Source organism: Thiohalobacter sp. IOR34, from assembly GCF_030406045.1.
Classification (GTDB): Bacteria; Pseudomonadota; Gammaproteobacteria; order Thiohalobacterales; family Thiohalobacteraceae.
On the sequence record NZ_CP128988.1, the window covers coordinates 1,431,184 to 1,449,215 of the forward strand.

The window sequence follows — 18,032 nt, forward strand, 5'->3', positions numbered from 1 at the left end:
ATGACCCTGCATCGACGCAAGTTCGACACCCTGATCATCGGTGCGGGCGGCGGTGGCCTGCGCGCGGCCCTGCAGTTGTCGCAGGCCGAGGCCCACGTGGCCGTGGTCTCCAAGGTCTTCCCGACCCGCTCGCATACCGTGGCCGCCCAGGGTGGGGTCAATGCGGCCCTGGCCAACGTGCTGCCGGACAACTGGCATTGGCACATGTTCGACACCGTCAAGGGCAGCGACTATCTCGGCGACCAGGATGCCATCGAATACATGTGCCGCGCCGCGCCACGGGTCGTCTACGAGCTGGACCACATGGGCGTGCCCTTCTCGCGGCTCGACAACGGACGCATCTACCAGCGGGCCTTCGGCGGCCAGAGCCGTGACTTCGGCGGTGACCAGGCGGCACGCACCTGTGCCGCGGCCGACCGCACCGGACACGCCATCCTGCATTCCCTCTACCAGCAGAACATCCGCGCCCGCACCCATTTCTTCGACGAGTACTTCGCCATCGACCTGATCCGTGATGCCGAGGGCGTGGTGCTGGGTGCCCTGGCCCTGGAGATCGCCACCGGCGAGCCCATGCTCATCGAGGCCAAGACCACGCTGCTCGCCACCGGCGGCGCCGGCCAGCTGTTCCGCACCAACACCAACGCCCTGATCAATACCGGTGACGGCATGGCCATGGCGCTGCGCGCCGGCATCCCGCTGCAGGACATGGAGTTCTTCCAGTTCCATCCCACCGGTATCGCCGGCAAGGGCATGCTGATCACCGAGGGGGTGCGCGGGGAGGGCGGCTATCTGATCAATGCCGAGGGCGAGCGCTTCATGGAGCGCTACGCGCCACGCGCCAAGGACCTGGCCAGCCGCGACGTGGTCAGCCGGGCCATCGCCATCGAGGTCCGCGAGGGCCGAGGCTGCGGGCCGAGCAGGGATCACGTGCTGCTCAAGCTCGACCATCTCGGGGTGGAGGTGATCTCCAAGCGCCTGCCCGGCATCCGCGACACGGTGCGCACCTTCCTGCACATCGACCCGGCGGAGACACCGATCCCGGTCTATCCCACGGCGCACTACACCATGGGTGGCATCCCCACCAACCGTTTCGGTCAGGTGGTGGTGCCGGAACACAACGGTCCGGAGGAGCCGGTGCAGGGGCTCTATGCGGCCGGCGAGTGCGCCTGTGTCTCGGTGCACGGGGCCAACCGCCTGGGCGGCAACTCGCTGCTCGACATCCTGGTGTTCGGCCGCGCCGCCGCCAACCACATCGTCGGTTTCCTCCGCGAGAATCGTTATCACCGGCCCCTGTACGAGGCCAGCGTCGACCAGGCCCTGCAGCGCCTGGCGCGCTGGGAACGACCGGGGCGTGGCGAAACGGTGGACGGTCTGCGTCGCGAGCTGCAGCGCACCATGGAGGACTACTGCGGGGTGTTCCGCACCGAGGAGATCCTGCAGCAGGGGGTGGCACGGGTCACCGAGCTGGAGCGGCGGCTGGCGGATGCCGGCATCGGCGACCAGAGCCGGGTGTTCAACACCGCGCGCATCGAGGCCCTGGAGCTGGAGAACCTGATGGACATCGCCCTGGCCACCGTCCACTCGGCCCTGGCGCGCACCGAGAGCCGCGGTGCCCACTCGCGGGTCGACTACCCGGAACGCGACGATCTGCACTGGATGCGCCATTCGCTGTTCTACTGGGAGGGCCGGCGGCTGGACTACAAGCCGGTGCGGCTCAAGCCGGTCACGGTCGATTCCTTTCCGCCGAAGGAGCGCGTCTACTGATGAGATTCTCCATCTACCGCTACGATCCGGATCGCGACAACGCCCCCTACATGCAGGACTTCGAGCTGGACGACGCGCTGATCGAGCCCGGCATGATGCTGCTCGATGCGCTGCTGGCACTCAAGGCGCAGGATGAGACACTCGCCTTCCGCCGTTCCTGCCAGGAGGGCGTGTGCGGCTCGGACGGCATGAACATCAACGGCCGCAACGGCCTGGCCTGCATCACCCCGCTGAAGGAGCTCAAGACCCCGATCGAGCTGCGGCCGCTGCCGGGCATGCCGGTGATCCGCGACCTGATCGTCGACATGGAACCCTTCTACGGGCAGTACCGTGCAGTGCGCCCCTATCTCATCAACGACGAACCCGAGCCCGAGGTCGAGCGCCTGCAGAGCCCCGCCGAGCGCGACCGTCTGGACGGCCTCTACGAATGCATCCTCTGCGCCTGCTGTTCGACCAGCTGTCCCTCCTTCTGGTGGAACCCGGACCGCTTCCTCGGCCCGGCGGCGCTGCTGCAGTCCTGGCGCTTTCTGGCCGACAGCCGTGACCGGGCCACCGACAGCCGGCTCGATGCCCTGGATGGCCCCTACCGGCTGTTCCGTTGCCACAGCATCATGAACTGTGTCGAGGTCTGTCCCAAGGGACTCAACCCGACCCGTGCCATCGGCCATATCAAGGAGCTGATGCTGAAGCGCTCCCTGTAGGGAGCAATGCTGCCATGGCCGAAACCCCGGAACAGGCCCGACTCCACTGGCAGTGCCGACGCGGCATGCGCGAACTGGATCTGCTGCTGCTGGGTTTCCTCGAACAGGGTTATGCGGCACTGGATGACCGCGGCCGGGCCGCCTTCGACACCCTGCTGAGCTATCCGGATCCGCTGCTGCTGGAGATCCTGATGGGCCGCCAGACCCCCGCCGACACGGATGTCGCCCATGTCGCTCACTGTATCCGCCACTCGCATCGACCTTGAGCTGCGCCCATCGCGCCAGCTGCTCGGGCTACTCGCCGTGCTCCACGGCCTGGCGCTGTACGCCCTGTGGCTGACCCCGTTGCCTGCCATGCTGCGTGCCGCGCTGCTGCTCCTGCTGCTGGGCGGGATCGGCCGCTCCTTGTGGCGGCTGCACGGCCCCGCCGCGGTGCGCCGCCTCTGGGGGCGGCTGGACGGTCCTCTGCTGCTGCAGCAGGCAGATGGCCGCCGGCTGAGGGTGCGCCTGCGTCCCGGCGCCTTCGAGTCCGGCATGCTGCTGCTCGTCCATCTCGACAGCGGCGACCGCTGGCCGCGGCCCCTGCCCATCCTGCCCGACATGCTGGCCGCCGACGACTACCGGCGGCTGCGTCGCGAACTGCGCCGCCTGTGGCCAGCCGCGGGTTGAGTGCCGTTCTGCTAACATGGGCCCTGTCATCCCTTTGATTACGTCCATGGCCACCGAGATCGAACGCAAATTCCTGGTCCGCTCCGATGCCTGGCGCGCCGAGGTGATACGCAGTCGGCGCATTCGCCAGGGCTATCTGAGCCAGGTCACGGGACCCGCTGCAGCACCTGCCTCGGTGCGGGTGCGAATCGCCGGCGGGCAGGCCACGCTCAACATCAAGAGCGCCACCCTCGGTATCCGCCGCAGCGAATTCGAGTACCCCCTGCCACTGGCCGATGCCGAGGCGATGCTCGACACCCTGGTTCAGGGTGCCCTGGTGGAGAAGACGCGTCACGAGGTGCCGCGTGGTGAGCATATCTGGGAGATCGACGTCTTCGAGGGCGCCAATGCCGGGCTGGTGGTGGCGGAGATCGAACTGGCCGACGAGGACGAGGACTTCGAGCGGCCGGACTGGCTGGGCGAGGAGGTATCGGGCGATCCGCGCTACTACAACGTCTGCCTGGTCGATCATCCCTTCCGGGACTGGTGAGGGCGATGCGGGCAGGCTGGGGCTGGTTTCTCCTCTGCGGACTGCTGCTGTTCACCGCTGGCTGCCAGCGCGCGCCGGACGACGTCATCCGTTTTGGCCTGGCCGCCGCAGCCGACAATCTCGATCCGCGATTCGCCACCGACGCCACCTCGGCACGGGTCAACCGCCTGCTGTACGCTGCCCTGGTCGGTTTCGACGAACACATGAACCCGGTGCCGGCGCTGGCCGAGTGGCAGCGCCTGACACCGACCCGCTACCGCTTCAGCCTGCGCCCCGGGCGGCGCCCCTTCCACGACGGCCAGCGGCTGACCGCGGCCGACGTCAAGGCCAGCTACGACTTCGTCCTCGATCCTGCCAATGCCTCGCCGCACCGTACCGCCCTGGCGCTGATCGATCACATCGAGGTAATCGACGACGACCATCTGGAGTTCCATCTCAAGCGCCCTGATCCGCTGTTCCCCGGCTACCTGGTGATCGGCATCCTGCCGGCACGACTGATCGCCGAAGGCCACGACTTCCAGACCGCGCCGCTCGGCAGCGGCCCCTTCCGCTTTCTCGACCGGCCCGAGCCGGGACGGCTGCGGCTGCAGCGGCTGGACGATGGCCAGCGCTTCGAGCTGCTGGCGGTGAAGAACGCCACGGTGCGGGTGCTGAAGCTCCGCCGTGGCGAACTCGACCTGCTGCAGAACGATCTGGAGGCAGAGCTGATCGCCTACCTCGAGGCCCAACCGGACATCGAGGTGGTCCGCGGCCAGGGCAGCAAATTCGCCTACCTCGGCTTCAACCTGGAGGATCCGGCGCTGGGACAACTGGCGGTGCGCCGGGCCATCGGCCACGCCATAGACCGCCAGGCCATCATCCACTACGTGCTGGCGGATGCGGCGCGACCCGCCGGCGCCCTGCTGCCGCCCAGCCACTGGGCCGGCAATCCGGCACTGCACGGCCTGGACTACGACCCGGAGCGCGCCCGGGCCCTGCTGCACGAGGCCGGATACGGAGCGGGACATCCGCTGCGCCTCGTCTACAAGACCTCCACCGACCCGCTGCGCATCCGTATCGCCACCATCCTCCAGGACCAACTGGCCCGGGTCGGCATCGAGGTGGCCCTCAAGACCTATGACTGGGGCACCTTCTACGGCGACATCAAGGCCGGACGCTTCCAGATGTACAGCCTGGCCTGGGTCGGTATCAAGACGCCGGATATCTTCCGCTACGTCTTCCACAGCGACTCGCTGCCACCGGCCGGGGCCAATCGGGGCCGTTTCCGCGATCCCGTCACCGACCGGCTGATCGAGCAGGCCGAGGCCAGTACCGACCGCGCCGAGCAGGCGCGCCTGTACCGGGCCCTGCAGGCACGCCTCGCCGAGCTGCTGCCCTATGTGCCGCTCTGGTACGAGGACAACGTCTATGCGGCACGGCGCGGCATCCGCGGTTACCGCCTGGCGCCGGACGGTAACTACGACGGTCTGCGCCTGGTGCAGCGGGTGAGGGGGGACAGGGAATGATCGAACGGCCCGCCGCGGACGAGATCTGGCTGCATGTCAGCCTCGCGGAGCAGCGCCTGCGGCGCCTGTGTGGCGAGCGGGTGCTGGAGGACTATGCCGTGTCGACGGCGCTGCGCGGGGCCGGGGAAGCCTTCGGCAGCGAACGGACACCGCGCGGCTGGCACCGGGTGCGGCTGCGCATCGGTGCCGGCTGCCCGCCGGACACGGTGTTCGTGGCCCGCCGTCCCAGCGGCGAGCGCTACCGCCCGGCGCTGGCCGCCCGCCATCCCCAACGTGACTGGATCCTCTGCCGTATCCTCTGGCTGACCGGACTCGAAGTGGGGCGCAACCGCGGTGGTGGGGTCGACAGCCTGCGGCGCTTCATCTACATCCACGGCTGCCCGGACAGCGAACCCATGGGTGTGCCGCGCTCGCATGGCTGCATCCGCATGCGCAACGCCGAGCTGCTCGAACTCTTCGAGCGCGTGCCGCTTGGTTGCCGGGTGCTGATCGAGGAGGGGGCTTTCGACATACCCTCAGGATCATTCGCCAAGCCACTGAAAGAGAAATAGACTTATCCCGTCCATTGCACAATGGCGGCGCGTAAAAAACTGAGGCTCAGGCGGGAATGAAAGGAGGGGAGGACCATGCAACAGCCGGGGTGGCGAGTTACACTTCGCGCCTATTCGATTTCAGGCCGAATCGGGCTGCGCATCTTGGGCGATCCCCCTCGAGCCATAGCAATGACTATGGCTTTTCGGTCGATCGTCCAACCTGCCTTGCCGGATTCGCCCTGAGAACCGAATCCCTGGTGCAATAGACGGGATACCCGATCATGCTCTCGGCACTGCTGCAACGGCTGTTCACCTCCGGTCTCGTCATCCTCGGCGTGGTGTTGCTGGTGTTCCTGCTCATCCACCTCATCCCCGGCGACCCGGTGGACGTGATGCTGGGCGAGACGGCACCGGCCGCCGACCGTGAGGCCCTGCGTCACAGCCTCGGTCTGGACCGGCCGATCGGCGTCCAGCTGGCCGAATACCTCGCCGGTCTGGCGCGTCTCGATCTCGGCCAGTCGCTGCATGCCCGCCGCCCGATCAGCGCGCTGCTGGCGGAGCGCATCCCCGCCACCGCCGAACTGGCCCTGATCAGCCTTGGCGTAACCCTGCTGCTGGCCCTGCCGCTGGGGCTACTGGCGGCGGCCCGCCGCGACACGGCCTGGGATCAGGCGGCGACGGCCTTTTCCCTGGCCGGGGTGTCCATCCCCAACTTCTGGCTCGGTCCGCTGCTGATCCTGGTGTTCTCCCTCGGCCTCGGCTGGTTCCCGATCAGCGGCCGCGAGGCGCCTGGCTCGGTGGTGTTGCCGGCACTGACACTGGGGCTGTCGCTGGCGGCGATCCTGGCACGGATGATCCGCAGCAGCCTGCTGGAGGTACTGGGCGAGGATTACATCCGCACCGCCCGCGCCAAGGGGCTGGACAGGCGCCAGGTCCTGCTGCGCCATGCCCTGCCCAATGCCCTGTTGCCGGTGATCACGGTGCTCGGTCTGCAGCTCGGCACCCTGCTCGGCGGAGCGGTGATCACCGAGACCATCTTCGCCTGGCCGGGCATCGGCCTGCTCACCATCGAGGCCATCCAGAGCCGCGACTATCCGGTGGTGCAGGCATGCGTGCTGCTGATCAGTGTCACCTATGTGGTGGTCAACGCCCTGACCGACGTGCTCTACGCATGGATCGATCCGCGGATCCGTTTGGGGGGACGAGGCTGATGCGCATCTGGTTGCCGGCGGTGGTGCTCGCAGCCTGGCTGCTGGCCGGGGTGCTCGGTCCGCTGCTGCCGCTCGATCCCAACGGCATCCATCTGCCGCTGATCCTCAAATCGCCGCTGGAGGCGGGGGGGCTCGGCTACGACGACCTCGGCCGGCCGCTGCTCGACCGCCTGCTGGCCGGGGCCCAGACCTCCTTCCTGGTCTCGGTCTGGGTGGTGGTCCTGTCGGCGTTGCTCGGTACCCTGATCGGCAGCCTGAGCGGCTATGTGGGCGGTCGCTGGGACCGACTGGTCGTGCACCTGATCGACCTGTTCCTGGCCTTTCCCGGCATCCTCCTGGCCATCGCCCTGGCCGGCCTGCTGGGGCCGGGGATCGAGAACGTGGTGTTCGCGCTGACCGTGGTCGGCTGGGTCGGCTATGCCCGCCTTGCGCGGGCGCAGATCCTCTCGCTCAAGCACCGCGAGCACGTGCAGGCGGCCATCGCCCTGGGCAGCGGACGGCTGCGCATCATCGGCCGCCACCTGGTGCCGCTGGCCCTGGCACCGCTGATCGTCGAGGCCACCTTCGGCGTCGCCTCGGTGGTGATCGCGGAAGCCGGACTGTCCTTCCTTGGCCTTGGGGTGCAGCCGCCGGCAGCCTCCTGGGGCAGCATGATCCGCGACGGCACGCGTTACCTGCTGGTGGCGCCGCACATGGTGCTGGTCCCGGGCCTGGCCATGTTCCTGGTGGTGATGTCGGTCAACCTGCTGGGCGATCGCCTGCGCGACCGGCTGGACGTGCGCGGCGGCGGACTGCGCCGGCCTGGCTGACGACAAGACGGAACGGAGAAGACGCATGGTGCTCGGCCCACTGATGATCGACCTGCAAGGCACGGAATTGACCGCGGCCGAGCGCGAACGCCTGCTGCGGCCCGAGGTCGGCGGGGTCATCCTCTTCAGCCGCAACTACGAGTCGCCGCGCCAGCTCCAGGCGCTGGTCGAGAGCATCCACCGGCTGCGCGACCCGCACCTGCTGGTGGCGGTGGACCAGGAAGGCGGCCGGGTGCAGCGTTTCCGGGACGGCTTCACCCGCCTGCCGCCGGTGGCCGAGCTGGGGCTGGCCTACGACCAGGACCGGCGTGCGGCACTGCGCCTGGCGGAAACCTCGGGCTGGCTGATGGCGGCCGAGCTGCGCGCGGTAGGGGTCGACTTCTCCTTCGCCCCGGTCCTCGACCTGGCCTATGGCCGCTCGGCGGTGATCGGCGACCGGGCCTTCCATCGCCGGCCCGAGGCGGTGGCCGAACTGGCGGCCGCCTACCAGCGCGGCATGCAGCGCGCCGGCATGCAGGCGGTGGGCAAGCATTTCCCCGGGCATGGCGCGGTGAGCGAGGATTCTCACCTGGCGCTGCCGGTCGATACTCGCAGCTACGCCGACATCCGCCTGGCCGATCTGTTGCCCTTCGAGCGCCTGATCCATCAGGGCCTGGCCGGGGTGATGGCCGCTCATGTGGTGTACGAGGCGGTCGATCCGCGGGCGGCCGGTTTCTCGGCCTTCTGGCTGCGCGAGGTGTTGCGTGATGAGCTGGGATTCCAGGGGGTGATCTTCAGCGACGACCTGAGCATGGTGGCCGCGGAGGTCGCCGGCGATCCCGTCCGGCGGGCGAAGGCGGCGCTGGCGGCAGGCTGTGATATGGTGTTGGTCTGCAACCAGCCGCAGGCCGCCGAGGCGGTTCTCGACGCCCTGCAGGGGCACGACGACCCGGCCGCCCACCTGCGCCTGGTGCGCATGCATGGCCGAGGCCAGACCGACTGGGAGACGCTGCGCGCTTCGCGTGCCTGGCGTGAGGCGGTTGAGGCGGTACGCGGCTACGATGTCGACCCACTGCTCGACATGGACATGTAACGACAAGAAACGGAACAGGAACCCCATGGACCCGCAGTCCCTCCTCGAACCGCTCAAGGCCTGGAGCGGCGACAATGCCTGGATCGTCCAGGTGTTCATCGTGGTGTTCGGCGCCCTGCTGCTGAATGTCGTGCAGAAGAGCCTGTTGCGGCGCATCCATCGGCGGCTGCGCGAGGTCACCGAGAATCCCTGGGACGATGCCCTGGTCAAGGCCCTGCAGCGGCCGCTCGGTCTGCTGATCTGGATCCTCGGTCTGGCCTTTGCGGCCGACATCGTCCGCCAGGAGACGGAGGCGCCCATCTTCAGCGCCGTGGGTCCGCTGCGCGACATCGGCGTGATCGCCACCTTCGCCTGGTTCCTGGTCCGGTTGATCCGCAACGTGCAGGACAACCTGATCCGCATCCACGAGGCGCAGCAGGCGCACTACGACCGCACCACCATCGATGCCATCAGCAAGGTGCTGCGCGCCTCGGTGATCATCACCGCGGCGCTGGTCGCCCTGCAGACCCTGGGTTTCAGCATCTCCGGCGTGCTGGCCTTCGGCGGTATCGGCGGCATCGCGGTGGGCTTCGCCGCCAAGGATCTGCTGGCCAACTTCTTCGGTGGACTGATGGTCTATCTCGACCGACCGTTCGAGGTCGGCGACTGGATCCGCTCCCCGGACCGGGACATCGAGGGCACGGTGGAGGAGATCGGCTGGCGTCTGACCCGCATCCGCACCTTCGACAAGCGACCGATCTATGTGCCCAACTCGGTGTTCACCAGCATCGCGGTGGAGAACCCGCAGCGCATGACCCACCGCCGCATCTACGAGACCATCGGCATCCGCTACGCCGACATCGATGTCATGGATGCCATCACCCGCGACGTGCGCCAGATGCTGCTCGATCACCCGGCGATCGACAGCAGCCAGACGCTGATGGTCAACTTCAATGCCTTCGGCCCCTCGTCGGTGGATTTCTTCGTCTACACCTTCACCAAGACCACGGTGTGGACCGAATACCACGAGATCAAGCACGATGTGTTGCTGAAGATCGCCGCCATCATCGACCGCCACGGTGCCGAGATCGCCTTTCCGACCCGCACCCTGCATCTGCCGGATCCCATTCACGTCGATGAGCAGCCCACCTTCGCCGGCAAGCCGCTGCCGCCGATGCCGTTCGAGGAGTGAGGCAGGTCAGCAGGATGCCACGCAAGCCCCGCATCGGCATCGCCCTCGGTGGCGGCTCGGCACGTGGCTGGGCCCACATCGGCGTATTGCAGTATCTCAGGTCGATGGGCATCGTCCCCGAGGTGGTGTGCGGCACGTCCATCGGTTCCATCGTCGGTGCCGCCGAGGTCACCGAACAGCTCGATGCCCTGGAAGACTGGGTGCTGCGCCTCAAGTGGCAGGACATCCTTTCCTACCTCGACCTCAGCTTCACCGGCGGCTTGATCGAGGGCGGCAAGCTGATCGACTTCTTCCGCGACCATTTCAGTGACCGGGCGATCGAGGATCTGCCGCGTCCCTTCGGCGCCATCGCCACCGAGCTGGCCAGCGGCCAGGAACAGTGGCTGACCGAGGGCTCGATGCTGACCGCGATCCGCGCCTCCATCGCCCTGCCCGGACTGTTCACGCCGAGCGAGGTGGATGGCCGCTGGCTGGTGGACGGTGGCCTGGTCAATCCGGTACCGGTCTCGCTGTGCCGCGCCCTGGGCGCCGACCGCATCATCGCCGTCGACCTCAATGCCGACATCCTGCGTCGCCGTGGCCTGGAGCGTTTCGAGGGCGTGGCCCCGGCCGAGTCCCGCAATGCTGAGCTGCAGCTCGCCGAGCTGCTCAAGCAGCGTGACTGGCGTGGCCTGTTCAGTGCCGCGCTGGCCGACTCGGCGGTTCCCTGGAGCCAGCTTGTCGGCGGCAATGGCGCGCCGTCGCTGGTCGACGTCATTACCCAAAGCGTTTACATTATGCAGGTCCGCATCACCCGCGCGCGGATGGCCGGCGATCCGCCGGACGTGCTGCTCACGCCACGGCTGGGGGACATCCGGTTGATGGAGTTCCATCGCGGTGCCGAGGCCATGGCCGCAGGACGCCGTGCGGCGGAACAGGCACGGGAGCAGATCGAGGCACTGGCAGAGAGCTGAATGGCAGACAAGCTGATCATCGTGATGGCCAATACCGATCCGGCCGATGCCGTGGGCGTCGCCACCGTGCTGTTCCAGGCGGGGATCGCCGCGGCCATGGAATACGAGGTCGAGCTGATTCTCACCGGCCGCGCCGCGCGTCTCGCCTGTCGGGGCGTGGCAGCCGCTCTGGAGGTGCCGGGTAGCGATGGCAGCAACGCCTATGACTACCTGTGCGATGCGCTGCAGGCCGGGGCCGTGCTCAAGGTCTGTACCACGGCGCTGGAGCAGTGCGGTGACTCGCTGCTGGAAGAGGTCAGCGAGACCGTCGGCGCCGCCTATCTGATCAGCGAAGCCATGAACGAAGATACCGTCACTTTCACCTACTGATTGAGCGATTCCTGTCCATGTCCATCACGGCTGCCGAGGCGCAGAAGGTCTATCTCGAATCCGATCAGCTCTACAGCCCGGCGGAGATCGAGGCCACCCTCGACCGGCTGGCTGGCGAGATCAGCGCCCGCCTGGCGGGCAGCAACCCCATCGTGCTCAGCGTCATGACCGGTGGCCTGGTATTCGCCGGCCGCCTGCTGCCCCGCCTGCAGTTCCCCCTGCAGCTCGATTATCTGCATGCCACCCGCTACCGGGGCGGCACGCGCGGCGGCGAGCTGCACTGGTTCTGCCGGCCGACCCTGCCGCTCAGTGGCCGCACCCTGCTGATCCTGGACGACATCCTCGACGAGGGGCTGACCCTGGAGGCGATTCTCGACGATTGCCGCCGGGCCGGCGCGGCCGCCGTCTACAGCGCCGTGCTGGTACGCAAGTGTCATGATCGCTGCGCCGACCACGTCTGCGCAGATTTCGTCGGTCTGGAAGTGGAAGACCGCTACGTCTTCGGCTGCGGCATGGATTACCACGATTATCACCGCAACCTGCCGGGCATCCATGCCGTCAAGGCGGGTTAAACAGAAAAAGGGATCCATATGGCCGATCTGGCAATCATCGGTGGTACCGGGCTGACCCGGCTCAAGAACCTGAAGATCGAGCACCGCGAGGTGTTGCACACCCCCTACGGGGAGCCATCCGGTCCCCTGGCCCACGGCACCCTCTGCGGGACCGAGGTGGTGTTCCTGGCCCGCCACGGCACCGGTCACACCATCCCGCCACACCGGGTGAACTACCGCGCCAACCTCTGGGCCCTGCACCACATCGGTGTACGCCGGGTGGTTGCCGTGGCTGCGGTAGGCGGCATCGATCCCGATCTGAAACCGGGGGATCTCGCCTTTCCCGACCAGATCATCGACTATACCTATGGCCGAGAACAGACCTTCTATGGTGATGACGCCAGCGAGGTCCGGCACATCGATTTCACCTCCCCCTACTGCGCCGGGCTGCGCGAGGCACTGATCGACGGTGCCCGCCAGGCCGGCATACAGGCGATGCCGCAAGGCACCTATGGTGCCACCCAGGGGCCACGGCTGGAGACGGCGGCCGAGATCGACCGCATGCATCGCGACGGCTGCGACATGGTCGGCATGACCGGCATGCCGGAGGCGGCACTGGCCCGCGAGCTGGGGCTCTGCTATGCGACCTGTGCCGTGATCGCCAACCATGCCGCGGGACGCGGCGACAGCGTTGGCGAGATCAGCATGCAGGAGATCGAACAGAACCTGAATACCGGCATGGAACGCGTCCGCCGACTGTTCGAGACGGTCATTCCCAGCTTGCCCGGCCTGCATTGCTGAGAATAGTCATAGAAACCCTTCATAACTCACTGAAATAATAAAACTATCCAGGAAAATTATGTCAGCCCAAGAACTTGACTAGTTTAGTCAGGTAATGTATATTAGCGTTTGTTGATAAACGATTCCTCGACCAAGGAGGACAAGAAGATGACTGGACTGATACCTGGATTTCCCCACGACGGCGTAGTGACGGTGAACCGCGTGATTCTCAAGCATGGCTACACGGTCGACGATCTGCAGGAGCGGGTCGCGGAGCTGTGTGAGAACGTCAAGACCTACCATTCCGATACCGGCTTCATCGGGGGCTTCGTGTGCCTCAACAAGGGCATGGTCTCCAACGAAGGCTCCACCGTGGGCCAGGCCGTGGAGAGTCCGCTGAAGGACCGGGAGGCACTCATCGTCACCTTCTGGGACACCTTCGAGAACCACGAGCGCTCGCATCGCAGCGACACCTTCCAGCCGCTGTTCAGGCGGGTGCTGGAGCTCTGTGAGAACGGCAACGAGGAGATCGCCTACGAGATGCTCTGGTCGGGCATGGCCTACACGCCCGAACAGGCCGAGGCAGCACGTGAGGCCAAGGAGAAGTACCAGGCCGCCTGAGCCGGCTCACCCCTGCGACCAACCAGACCGGGCCCGAGGCCCGGTTTTTTATTAACCCGGCAACTAAACCGGCAACTAAATATGCCGTGTTCAGGGCTTCAGGCCTGTTGCGGGACAAGGCGCGGCCCGCGGGGGCGCCCGATCGCGGCCTGGAGGCCGCTCCTACCAGGGTGCCGCCATGCCCGTAGGAGCGGCCTCCAGGCCGCGATCGACGTGGTGTTAACAGATTCAGGCGCTCAGGTGGATCCTGGCCTTTTGTCGCCTGGGGCTGCCTCCGGCGTGGCAGACGGGCCAGCGGTGCTGCTCTCGCCGGTCGTCCCGTCATCCGCCGGGACTTCCGGCGGTTCGTAGGGCGTAACCCGCACCAGCACGCCGAAGCGGGGGTGATCGAGGTAGTGCAGCTCGCCGCTGCGCATGCGGCGGCTCTGTTGCATGCGCACCTCGCGCAACTCGGGCTGCAAGGGCAGGATCTCCGGCAGCCCCTGGGTGAGTGTCTCGTCGGCGCTGATCGCCGCCTCGGCCAGCGGTTCCCAGATCTGTTCGCGGTAGACCAGGTCCGCGTCCACGTGCAGGTAGCGTTCGCGACTGATGCGCAGCCTGCCGCTCAGACGGTCGGCCGGCGGCGCTGCCGCCTCGGCGGCCTGGCTCTCGAGCGGTTGCGGCTCGGCGGCTGGCCCAAGGCTGTCATCTGTTGCCGCATCATCCGGCTGGGTATCCGCCACCGGATCGATCGAAGCTGGCATGGGTTGAGGCATGGGCAGGGGGGCATCCATCGGCACCTCGAGGCGGATCCAGCGGGCCTCCTCACGTCTCCAGCCGGGCTGCCGCCAGCCCCAGTGCAACAGGGGCTGGTAGAGCCGGGAACGCTGCAGGGCGGCGATGACGGCACCGAGCCGCAGTCGCTCTGCGGGCAGCGGCCTCAGTTGCGGATCATCACCCAGTGGTACGGCCGCCTCCAGCGCCGGCAACTCGGTCAACGGTGGCCAGACCTCCTCGCCATCGTCGGCCTGCTGGACGGCAAACACCACCAGCTCGACGTCATACCAGTCCTCTGCCGCGCTGGCCGGGGCCGCCGCGAGGAGGCAGAACGAAACGGCCAGCAACAGGCGGGCGGCAAGACGGCATCTGTTGTTCATCGGCAAGCCCCCCGGGGGCAGCTATGGGTGGTTGAGACGGGTAACAACATACCAGCCCGGCTCATTCCTGCAAGGCGTCCAGCACCCGGCCGACGGCAGCCAGCCGGGTCTCGGCATCCAGCATCTCGGCAAAGAAACGCAGGCTGTCGGCGCCCGAGAGGCTGAACGCCTGTGGCTGGGTCTGGATCAGTTGAACGATGCGCGCCGGATCGATGGCCGGCGTCTCACTGAAGCGGATGCGCCCTGCGCGTTCCCCGGCGTCGATCTTGCGAATGCCTAGCGGCAGGGCGCGCAATTTGAGGGCGGTGACGGCAAACAGGTTCTTGACCGCCTCCGGCAGCAGGCCGAAGCGATCGATCATTTCCACCTGCAGTTCACGCAGTGCCTCCGCCGTGGCCGCACTGGCGATGCGCTTGTAGAGGATCAGCCGGGCGTGCACGTCCGGCAGGTAGTCGTCCGGGATCAGGGCGGGTATACCCAGTTCGATCTCGGCGCCGTGGTCCAGCGGCCGGTCGAGCTGCGGCTCGCCGCCGGCCTTGAGCGACTTGACGGCCCGCTCCAGCAGTTCGCTGTAGAGACTGAAGCCGATCTCCTGGATCTGTCCGCTCTGCTCGTCGCCGAGCAGCTCCCCGGCGCCACGGATCTCCAGGTCGTGGGTGGCCAGCGAGAAACCGGCGCCGAGTTCCTCCAGTGACTCGACGGCCTCCAGGCGCTTGATGGCGTCGGCGGTCATGGCGCGGCGCGGCGGCACGATCAGGTAGGCATAGGCGCGATGATGCGAACGGCCGACCCGGCCGCGCAACTGATGCAGCTGGGCCAGGCCAAGCTTGTCGGCACGGTTGATGAGGATGGTGTTGGCAGTCGGCACATCGATGCCGCTCTCGATGATGGTGGTGCAGACCAGCAGGTTGAAGCGGCGGTGGTAGAAGTCGAGCATCACCTGCTCCAGCTCGCGCTCTCGCATCTGGCCATGACCGATGGCAATGCTCGCCTCCGGCAGCAGTTCGCCCAGTTCGCGGGCGATGCGCTCGATGGACTCCACCTGGTTGTGCAGGAAATACACCTGGCCGCCGCGCTTGATCTCACGCAGGCAGGCCTCACGGATGGTGGCCTTGTCCCACTCACAGACGAAGGTCTTGATGGCCAGCCGCTGGGCCGGTGGGGTGGCGATGATCGACAGGTCACGCAACCCGGCCAGCGACATGTTGAGGGTGCGCGGGATGGGTGTGGCGGTCAGGGTCAGCAGGTCGACCTCGGCGCGCAATGCCTTGAAGCGCTCCTTCTGCCGCACCCCGAAGCGGTGTTCCTCATCGATGATCACCAGGCCGAGATTCTTGAAACGGATACCTTCCTGGAGCAGCTTGTGGGTGCCGATGACGATGTCCACGCTGCCCTCGGCCAGCCCCTCGATCACCGCCTGCTGCTGCCTGCCACCAGCGAAGCGCGACAGCACCTCGATGCGCAGCGGCCAGTCCGCCATGCGGTCGCGGAAATTCTGAAAGTGCTGCTGGGCGAGCAGGGTGGTGGGCACCAGCACCGCCACCTGGCGGCCGCCGCTGGCGGCGACGAAGGCGGCGCGCATGGCGACCTCGGTCTTGCCGAAGCCGACGTCACCGCAGACCACCCGATCCATGGGCTGGGGGGCGGCCAGGTCGGCCAGCACCGCCTCGATGGCCTGGGCCTGGTCCGGCGTCTCCTCGAAGGGGAAGGCGGCCGCAAACTGGCGGTATTCCTCGGTGTGGATCTCGAAGGCATGGCCGCTGCGCGCTGCGCGCCGGGCCTGGATCTCCAGCAGTTCGGCGGCCACGTCGCGAACCCGTTCCGCCGCCTTGCGCCGTGCCCGTGCCCACTGCTCGCTGCCCAGCTTGTGGAGCGGTGCCTCCTCCGGCGAGGTGCCGGTATAGCGGCTGATCAGGTGCAGCGAGGCGACCGGCACATAGAGCTTGTCGCCGCCGGCATACTCCAGGGCCAGGAACTCGGTGAGGCTGTTGCCCACCTCCAGCTTCTGCAAGCCGAGGTAGCGACCCACGCCGTGGTCCTCGTGCACCACCGGGGCGCCGATCGCCAGATCGGTGAGGTCGCGGATGATGCTCTCTGCATCACGTGCCGTCTTGCGCCGCCGTGCCTGCTGCACCCGCCGGCCGAACAGCTGGGTCTCGGTGACCAGGGCGATACCGTGGCCAGGCAGCTGCAGGCCGCGTTCCAGGGGCGCGATACCGAGCGCCAGGCCGTCCTCACTGGCGAGGAAGTCCTGCCAGCCATCGACGTCACGCGGCTTCAGTCCATAGTCGCGCAGCACGTCGCGCAGGCTCTCGCGCCGCCCGGCAGACTCGGCCGTTATCAGGGTCCGCCCTGCAAAGCGCTCGAGGAATTCCCGGAGGCGGGCCGCGGGTCGGGGGCTGCGGGCCTGGAAGGCGAGGTCGGGCAGGGCGCTGCTGGCATAGTTGTGACGTTCCGCGTCGGGGCTGCTGTGCTCGAAGCGGGTGACGTCGATCCGGGCCAGGGCAGCGAGCTGCCGGGCCAGTTCGCCGGGCTCCAGGAACAGCTCCTGCGGCGGCAGGAGGGGGCGTTCACGGTCGTGACGGCGTTGTTCGTAACGCTCGCCGAGGTCCTTCCAGAAGGCCTCGGCGGCCTCGTCTGCGCCGGGCAGGCGGACCAGCAGCGTCTCCTCCGGCAGGTAATCGGCAAAGGTCTCGGTCTGTTCGAAGAACAGCGGCAGATAGTACTCGATGCCGCCGGGGGTGATGCCACCACTGACGTCGCGATACACCAGGCTGTGCTGCGGATCGCCCTCGAAACGGGAGCGCCAGGCCTGACGGAAGCGGCCGATGGCCTCCTCGTCAAAGGGATACTCGCGTGCCGGCAGCATGTGGATGGCAGCCACCTTCTCGATCGAGCGCTGGGTCTCCGGGTCGAAGGTGCGGATGCTTTCCACCTCGTCATCGAACAGGTCGATGCGGAAGGGCAGGGCCGCGCCCATGGGATAGATGTCGAACAGCGAGCCGCGCACCGCGAACTCGCCATGTTCCATGACCTGGGAGACGCACCCGTAGCCGGCCTGTTCGAAGCGCCGGCGCATGGCCTCGATATCCAGCCGTTCGCCGACCTCGACCATCAGGCTGCTGCCGCTGAGATAGCTGCGCGGTGGCAGACGTTGCAGCAGGGTCGCCGCCGGCAGCACCAGCAGACCGCGCTTCAGCTCGGGCAGGCGGTAGAGGGTCTCGATGCGCTGCGAGAGGATGTCCTGATGGGGCGAGAAGGCGTCGTAGGGCAGCGTCTCCCAGTCCGGGAAGGCCAGCAGCGGCAGCGCCTTGCCGGAGAAATAGGCCAGCTGCTGCACCATCTGGTCCACCTCCCGGGCATCGGCCGTGACCACCACCACCGGTCCGGGATGGCTCTCGGCCGCGGCGGCAATGGCCAGGGCGGCGGCATCGCCGTAGAGCTGCCCCCACTGGCGTCGTTGCCGCGGGCCGGGCAGCTCGGGGCGAAGCGGGTCCTGCAGCGTGGCCTGCCGGGCCGCGGGCTGTGAAGAGGAGCGGGCTGTACTCATGAAGTTTCGGTGGCCGGTGTCAACTGGGAGCTGGGCAGGCGGGCTGCATGGGAGGTGCATTTTCCCACAGCCCGGCCCGGAAACAAAAAAAGCCCGTGCCGGGCACGG

18 protein-coding genes are annotated in these 18,032 nt (G+C 67.4%); 16 read left to right on the top strand and 2 right to left on the bottom strand.

All coding sequences use genetic code 11. The annotated features are described in order from the left end of the window. The 16 genes from sdhA (at position 1) to QVG61_RS06660 (ending at position 13,238) form a co-directional block, all read left to right on the top strand. Positions 1-1,764: a succinate dehydrogenase flavoprotein subunit gene (sdhA, locus tag QVG61_RS06585; protein WP_289932598.1), complete on the top strand. Its 1,764-nt coding sequence runs from the start codon at positions 1-3 to the stop codon at positions 1,762-1,764. After that, positions 1,764-2,465 (top strand): succinate dehydrogenase iron-sulfur subunit, encoded by a 702-nt coding sequence (locus QVG61_RS06590; protein ID WP_289932599.1) that lies wholly within the window; start codon positions 1,764-1,766, stop codon positions 2,463-2,465. The genes sdhA and QVG61_RS06590 overlap by 1 nt, the downstream gene beginning before the upstream one ends. A gap of 14 nt (positions 2,466-2,479) precedes the next feature. Further along, positions 2,480-2,731 (top strand): succinate dehydrogenase assembly factor 2, encoded by a 252-nt coding sequence (locus tag QVG61_RS06595; protein ID WP_289932600.1) that lies wholly within the window; start codon positions 2,480-2,482, stop codon positions 2,729-2,731. Continuing rightward, a complete protein-coding gene (locus tag QVG61_RS06600) occupies positions 2,694-3,134 on the top strand; it encodes a protein YgfX (protein WP_289932602.1) in 441 nt (146 codons plus the stop codon). Before QVG61_RS06595 ends, QVG61_RS06600 begins: the two co-directional genes overlap by 38 nt. Before the next feature lie 46 nt (positions 3,135-3,180). Next, complete coding sequence (locus QVG61_RS06605) at positions 3,181-3,663, top strand: CYTH domain-containing protein (RefSeq protein WP_289932604.1); 483 nt, start codon at positions 3,181-3,183, stop codon at positions 3,661-3,663. Between the two features lie 5 nt (positions 3,664-3,668). Next, positions 3,669-5,168 carry an ABC transporter substrate-binding protein gene (locus QVG61_RS06610; RefSeq protein WP_289932606.1) on the top strand — a complete coding sequence of 500 codons (1,500 nt, stop codon included), beginning with the start codon at positions 3,669-3,671 and terminating at the stop codon, positions 5,166-5,168. Beyond that, a complete protein-coding gene (locus QVG61_RS06615) occupies positions 5,165-5,719 on the top strand; it encodes a L,D-transpeptidase (RefSeq protein ID WP_289932607.1) in 555 nt (184 codons plus the stop codon). The genes QVG61_RS06610 and QVG61_RS06615 overlap by 4 nt, the downstream gene beginning before the upstream one ends. Positions 5,720-5,982: 263 nt before the next feature. Next, positions 5,983-6,912 (top strand): nickel ABC transporter permease, encoded by a 930-nt coding sequence (gene nikB, locus QVG61_RS06620; RefSeq protein WP_289932608.1) that lies wholly within the window; start codon positions 5,983-5,985, stop codon positions 6,910-6,912. Continuing rightward, positions 6,912-7,721 (top strand): ABC transporter permease, encoded by an 810-nt coding sequence (locus QVG61_RS06625; protein WP_289932609.1) that lies wholly within the window; start codon positions 6,912-6,914, stop codon positions 7,719-7,721. Before nikB ends, QVG61_RS06625 begins: the two co-directional genes overlap by 1 nt. Before the next feature lie 25 nt (positions 7,722-7,746). Further along, positions 7,747-8,793, top strand: a complete 1,047-nt coding sequence (nagZ, locus tag QVG61_RS06630) for a beta-N-acetylhexosaminidase (protein ID WP_354671194.1) — start codon at positions 7,747-7,749, stop codon at positions 8,791-8,793. Between the two features lie 25 nt (positions 8,794-8,818). Beyond that, on the top strand, positions 8,819-9,964 hold the full coding sequence (locus QVG61_RS06635) for a mechanosensitive ion channel family protein (protein ID WP_289932611.1): 1,146 nt from the start codon (positions 8,819-8,821) through the stop codon (positions 9,962-9,964). Positions 9,965-9,978: 14 nt separating this feature from the next. Then, positions 9,979-10,917: a patatin-like phospholipase RssA gene (gene rssA / locus QVG61_RS06640; RefSeq protein WP_289932612.1), complete on the top strand. Its 939-nt coding sequence runs from the start codon at positions 9,979-9,981 to the stop codon at positions 10,915-10,917. Further along, positions 10,918-11,286 (top strand): peroxiredoxin, encoded by a 369-nt coding sequence (locus tag QVG61_RS06645; protein WP_289932613.1) that lies wholly within the window; start codon positions 10,918-10,920, stop codon positions 11,284-11,286. It begins immediately after the preceding gene. Positions 11,287-11,303: 17 nt separating this feature from the next. Next, a complete protein-coding gene (locus QVG61_RS06650; RefSeq protein WP_289932615.1) occupies positions 11,304-11,858 on the top strand; it encodes a hypoxanthine-guanine phosphoribosyltransferase in 555 nt (184 codons plus the stop codon). Between the two features lie 18 nt (positions 11,859-11,876). Beyond that, complete coding sequence (locus tag QVG61_RS06655) at positions 11,877-12,638, top strand: S-methyl-5'-thioinosine phosphorylase (RefSeq protein ID WP_289932617.1); 762 nt, start codon at positions 11,877-11,879, stop codon at positions 12,636-12,638. A 147-nt stretch (positions 12,639-12,785) separates the two neighbouring features. After that, the gene (locus QVG61_RS06660; RefSeq protein ID WP_289932619.1) at positions 12,786-13,238 is read left to right on the top strand and encodes a ligand-binding protein SH3; all 453 of its coding nucleotides are present in this window, start codon (positions 12,786-12,788) and stop codon (positions 13,236-13,238) included. Between the two features lie 236 nt (positions 13,239-13,474). Here the strand turns inward: QVG61_RS06660 and QVG61_RS06665 are convergent, their stop codons facing one another. Then, on the bottom strand, positions 13,475-14,374 hold the full coding sequence (locus QVG61_RS06665; protein ID WP_289932622.1) for a CsiV family protein: 900 nt from the start codon (positions 14,372-14,374) through the stop codon (positions 13,475-13,477). Positions 14,375-14,435: 61 nt separating this feature from the next. Beyond that, on the bottom strand, positions 14,436-17,924 hold the full coding sequence (mfd, locus tag QVG61_RS06670; RefSeq protein ID WP_289932625.1) for a transcription-repair coupling factor: 3,489 nt from the start codon (positions 17,922-17,924) through the stop codon (positions 14,436-14,438). Between the last annotated feature and the right edge of the window lie 108 nt (positions 17,925-18,032).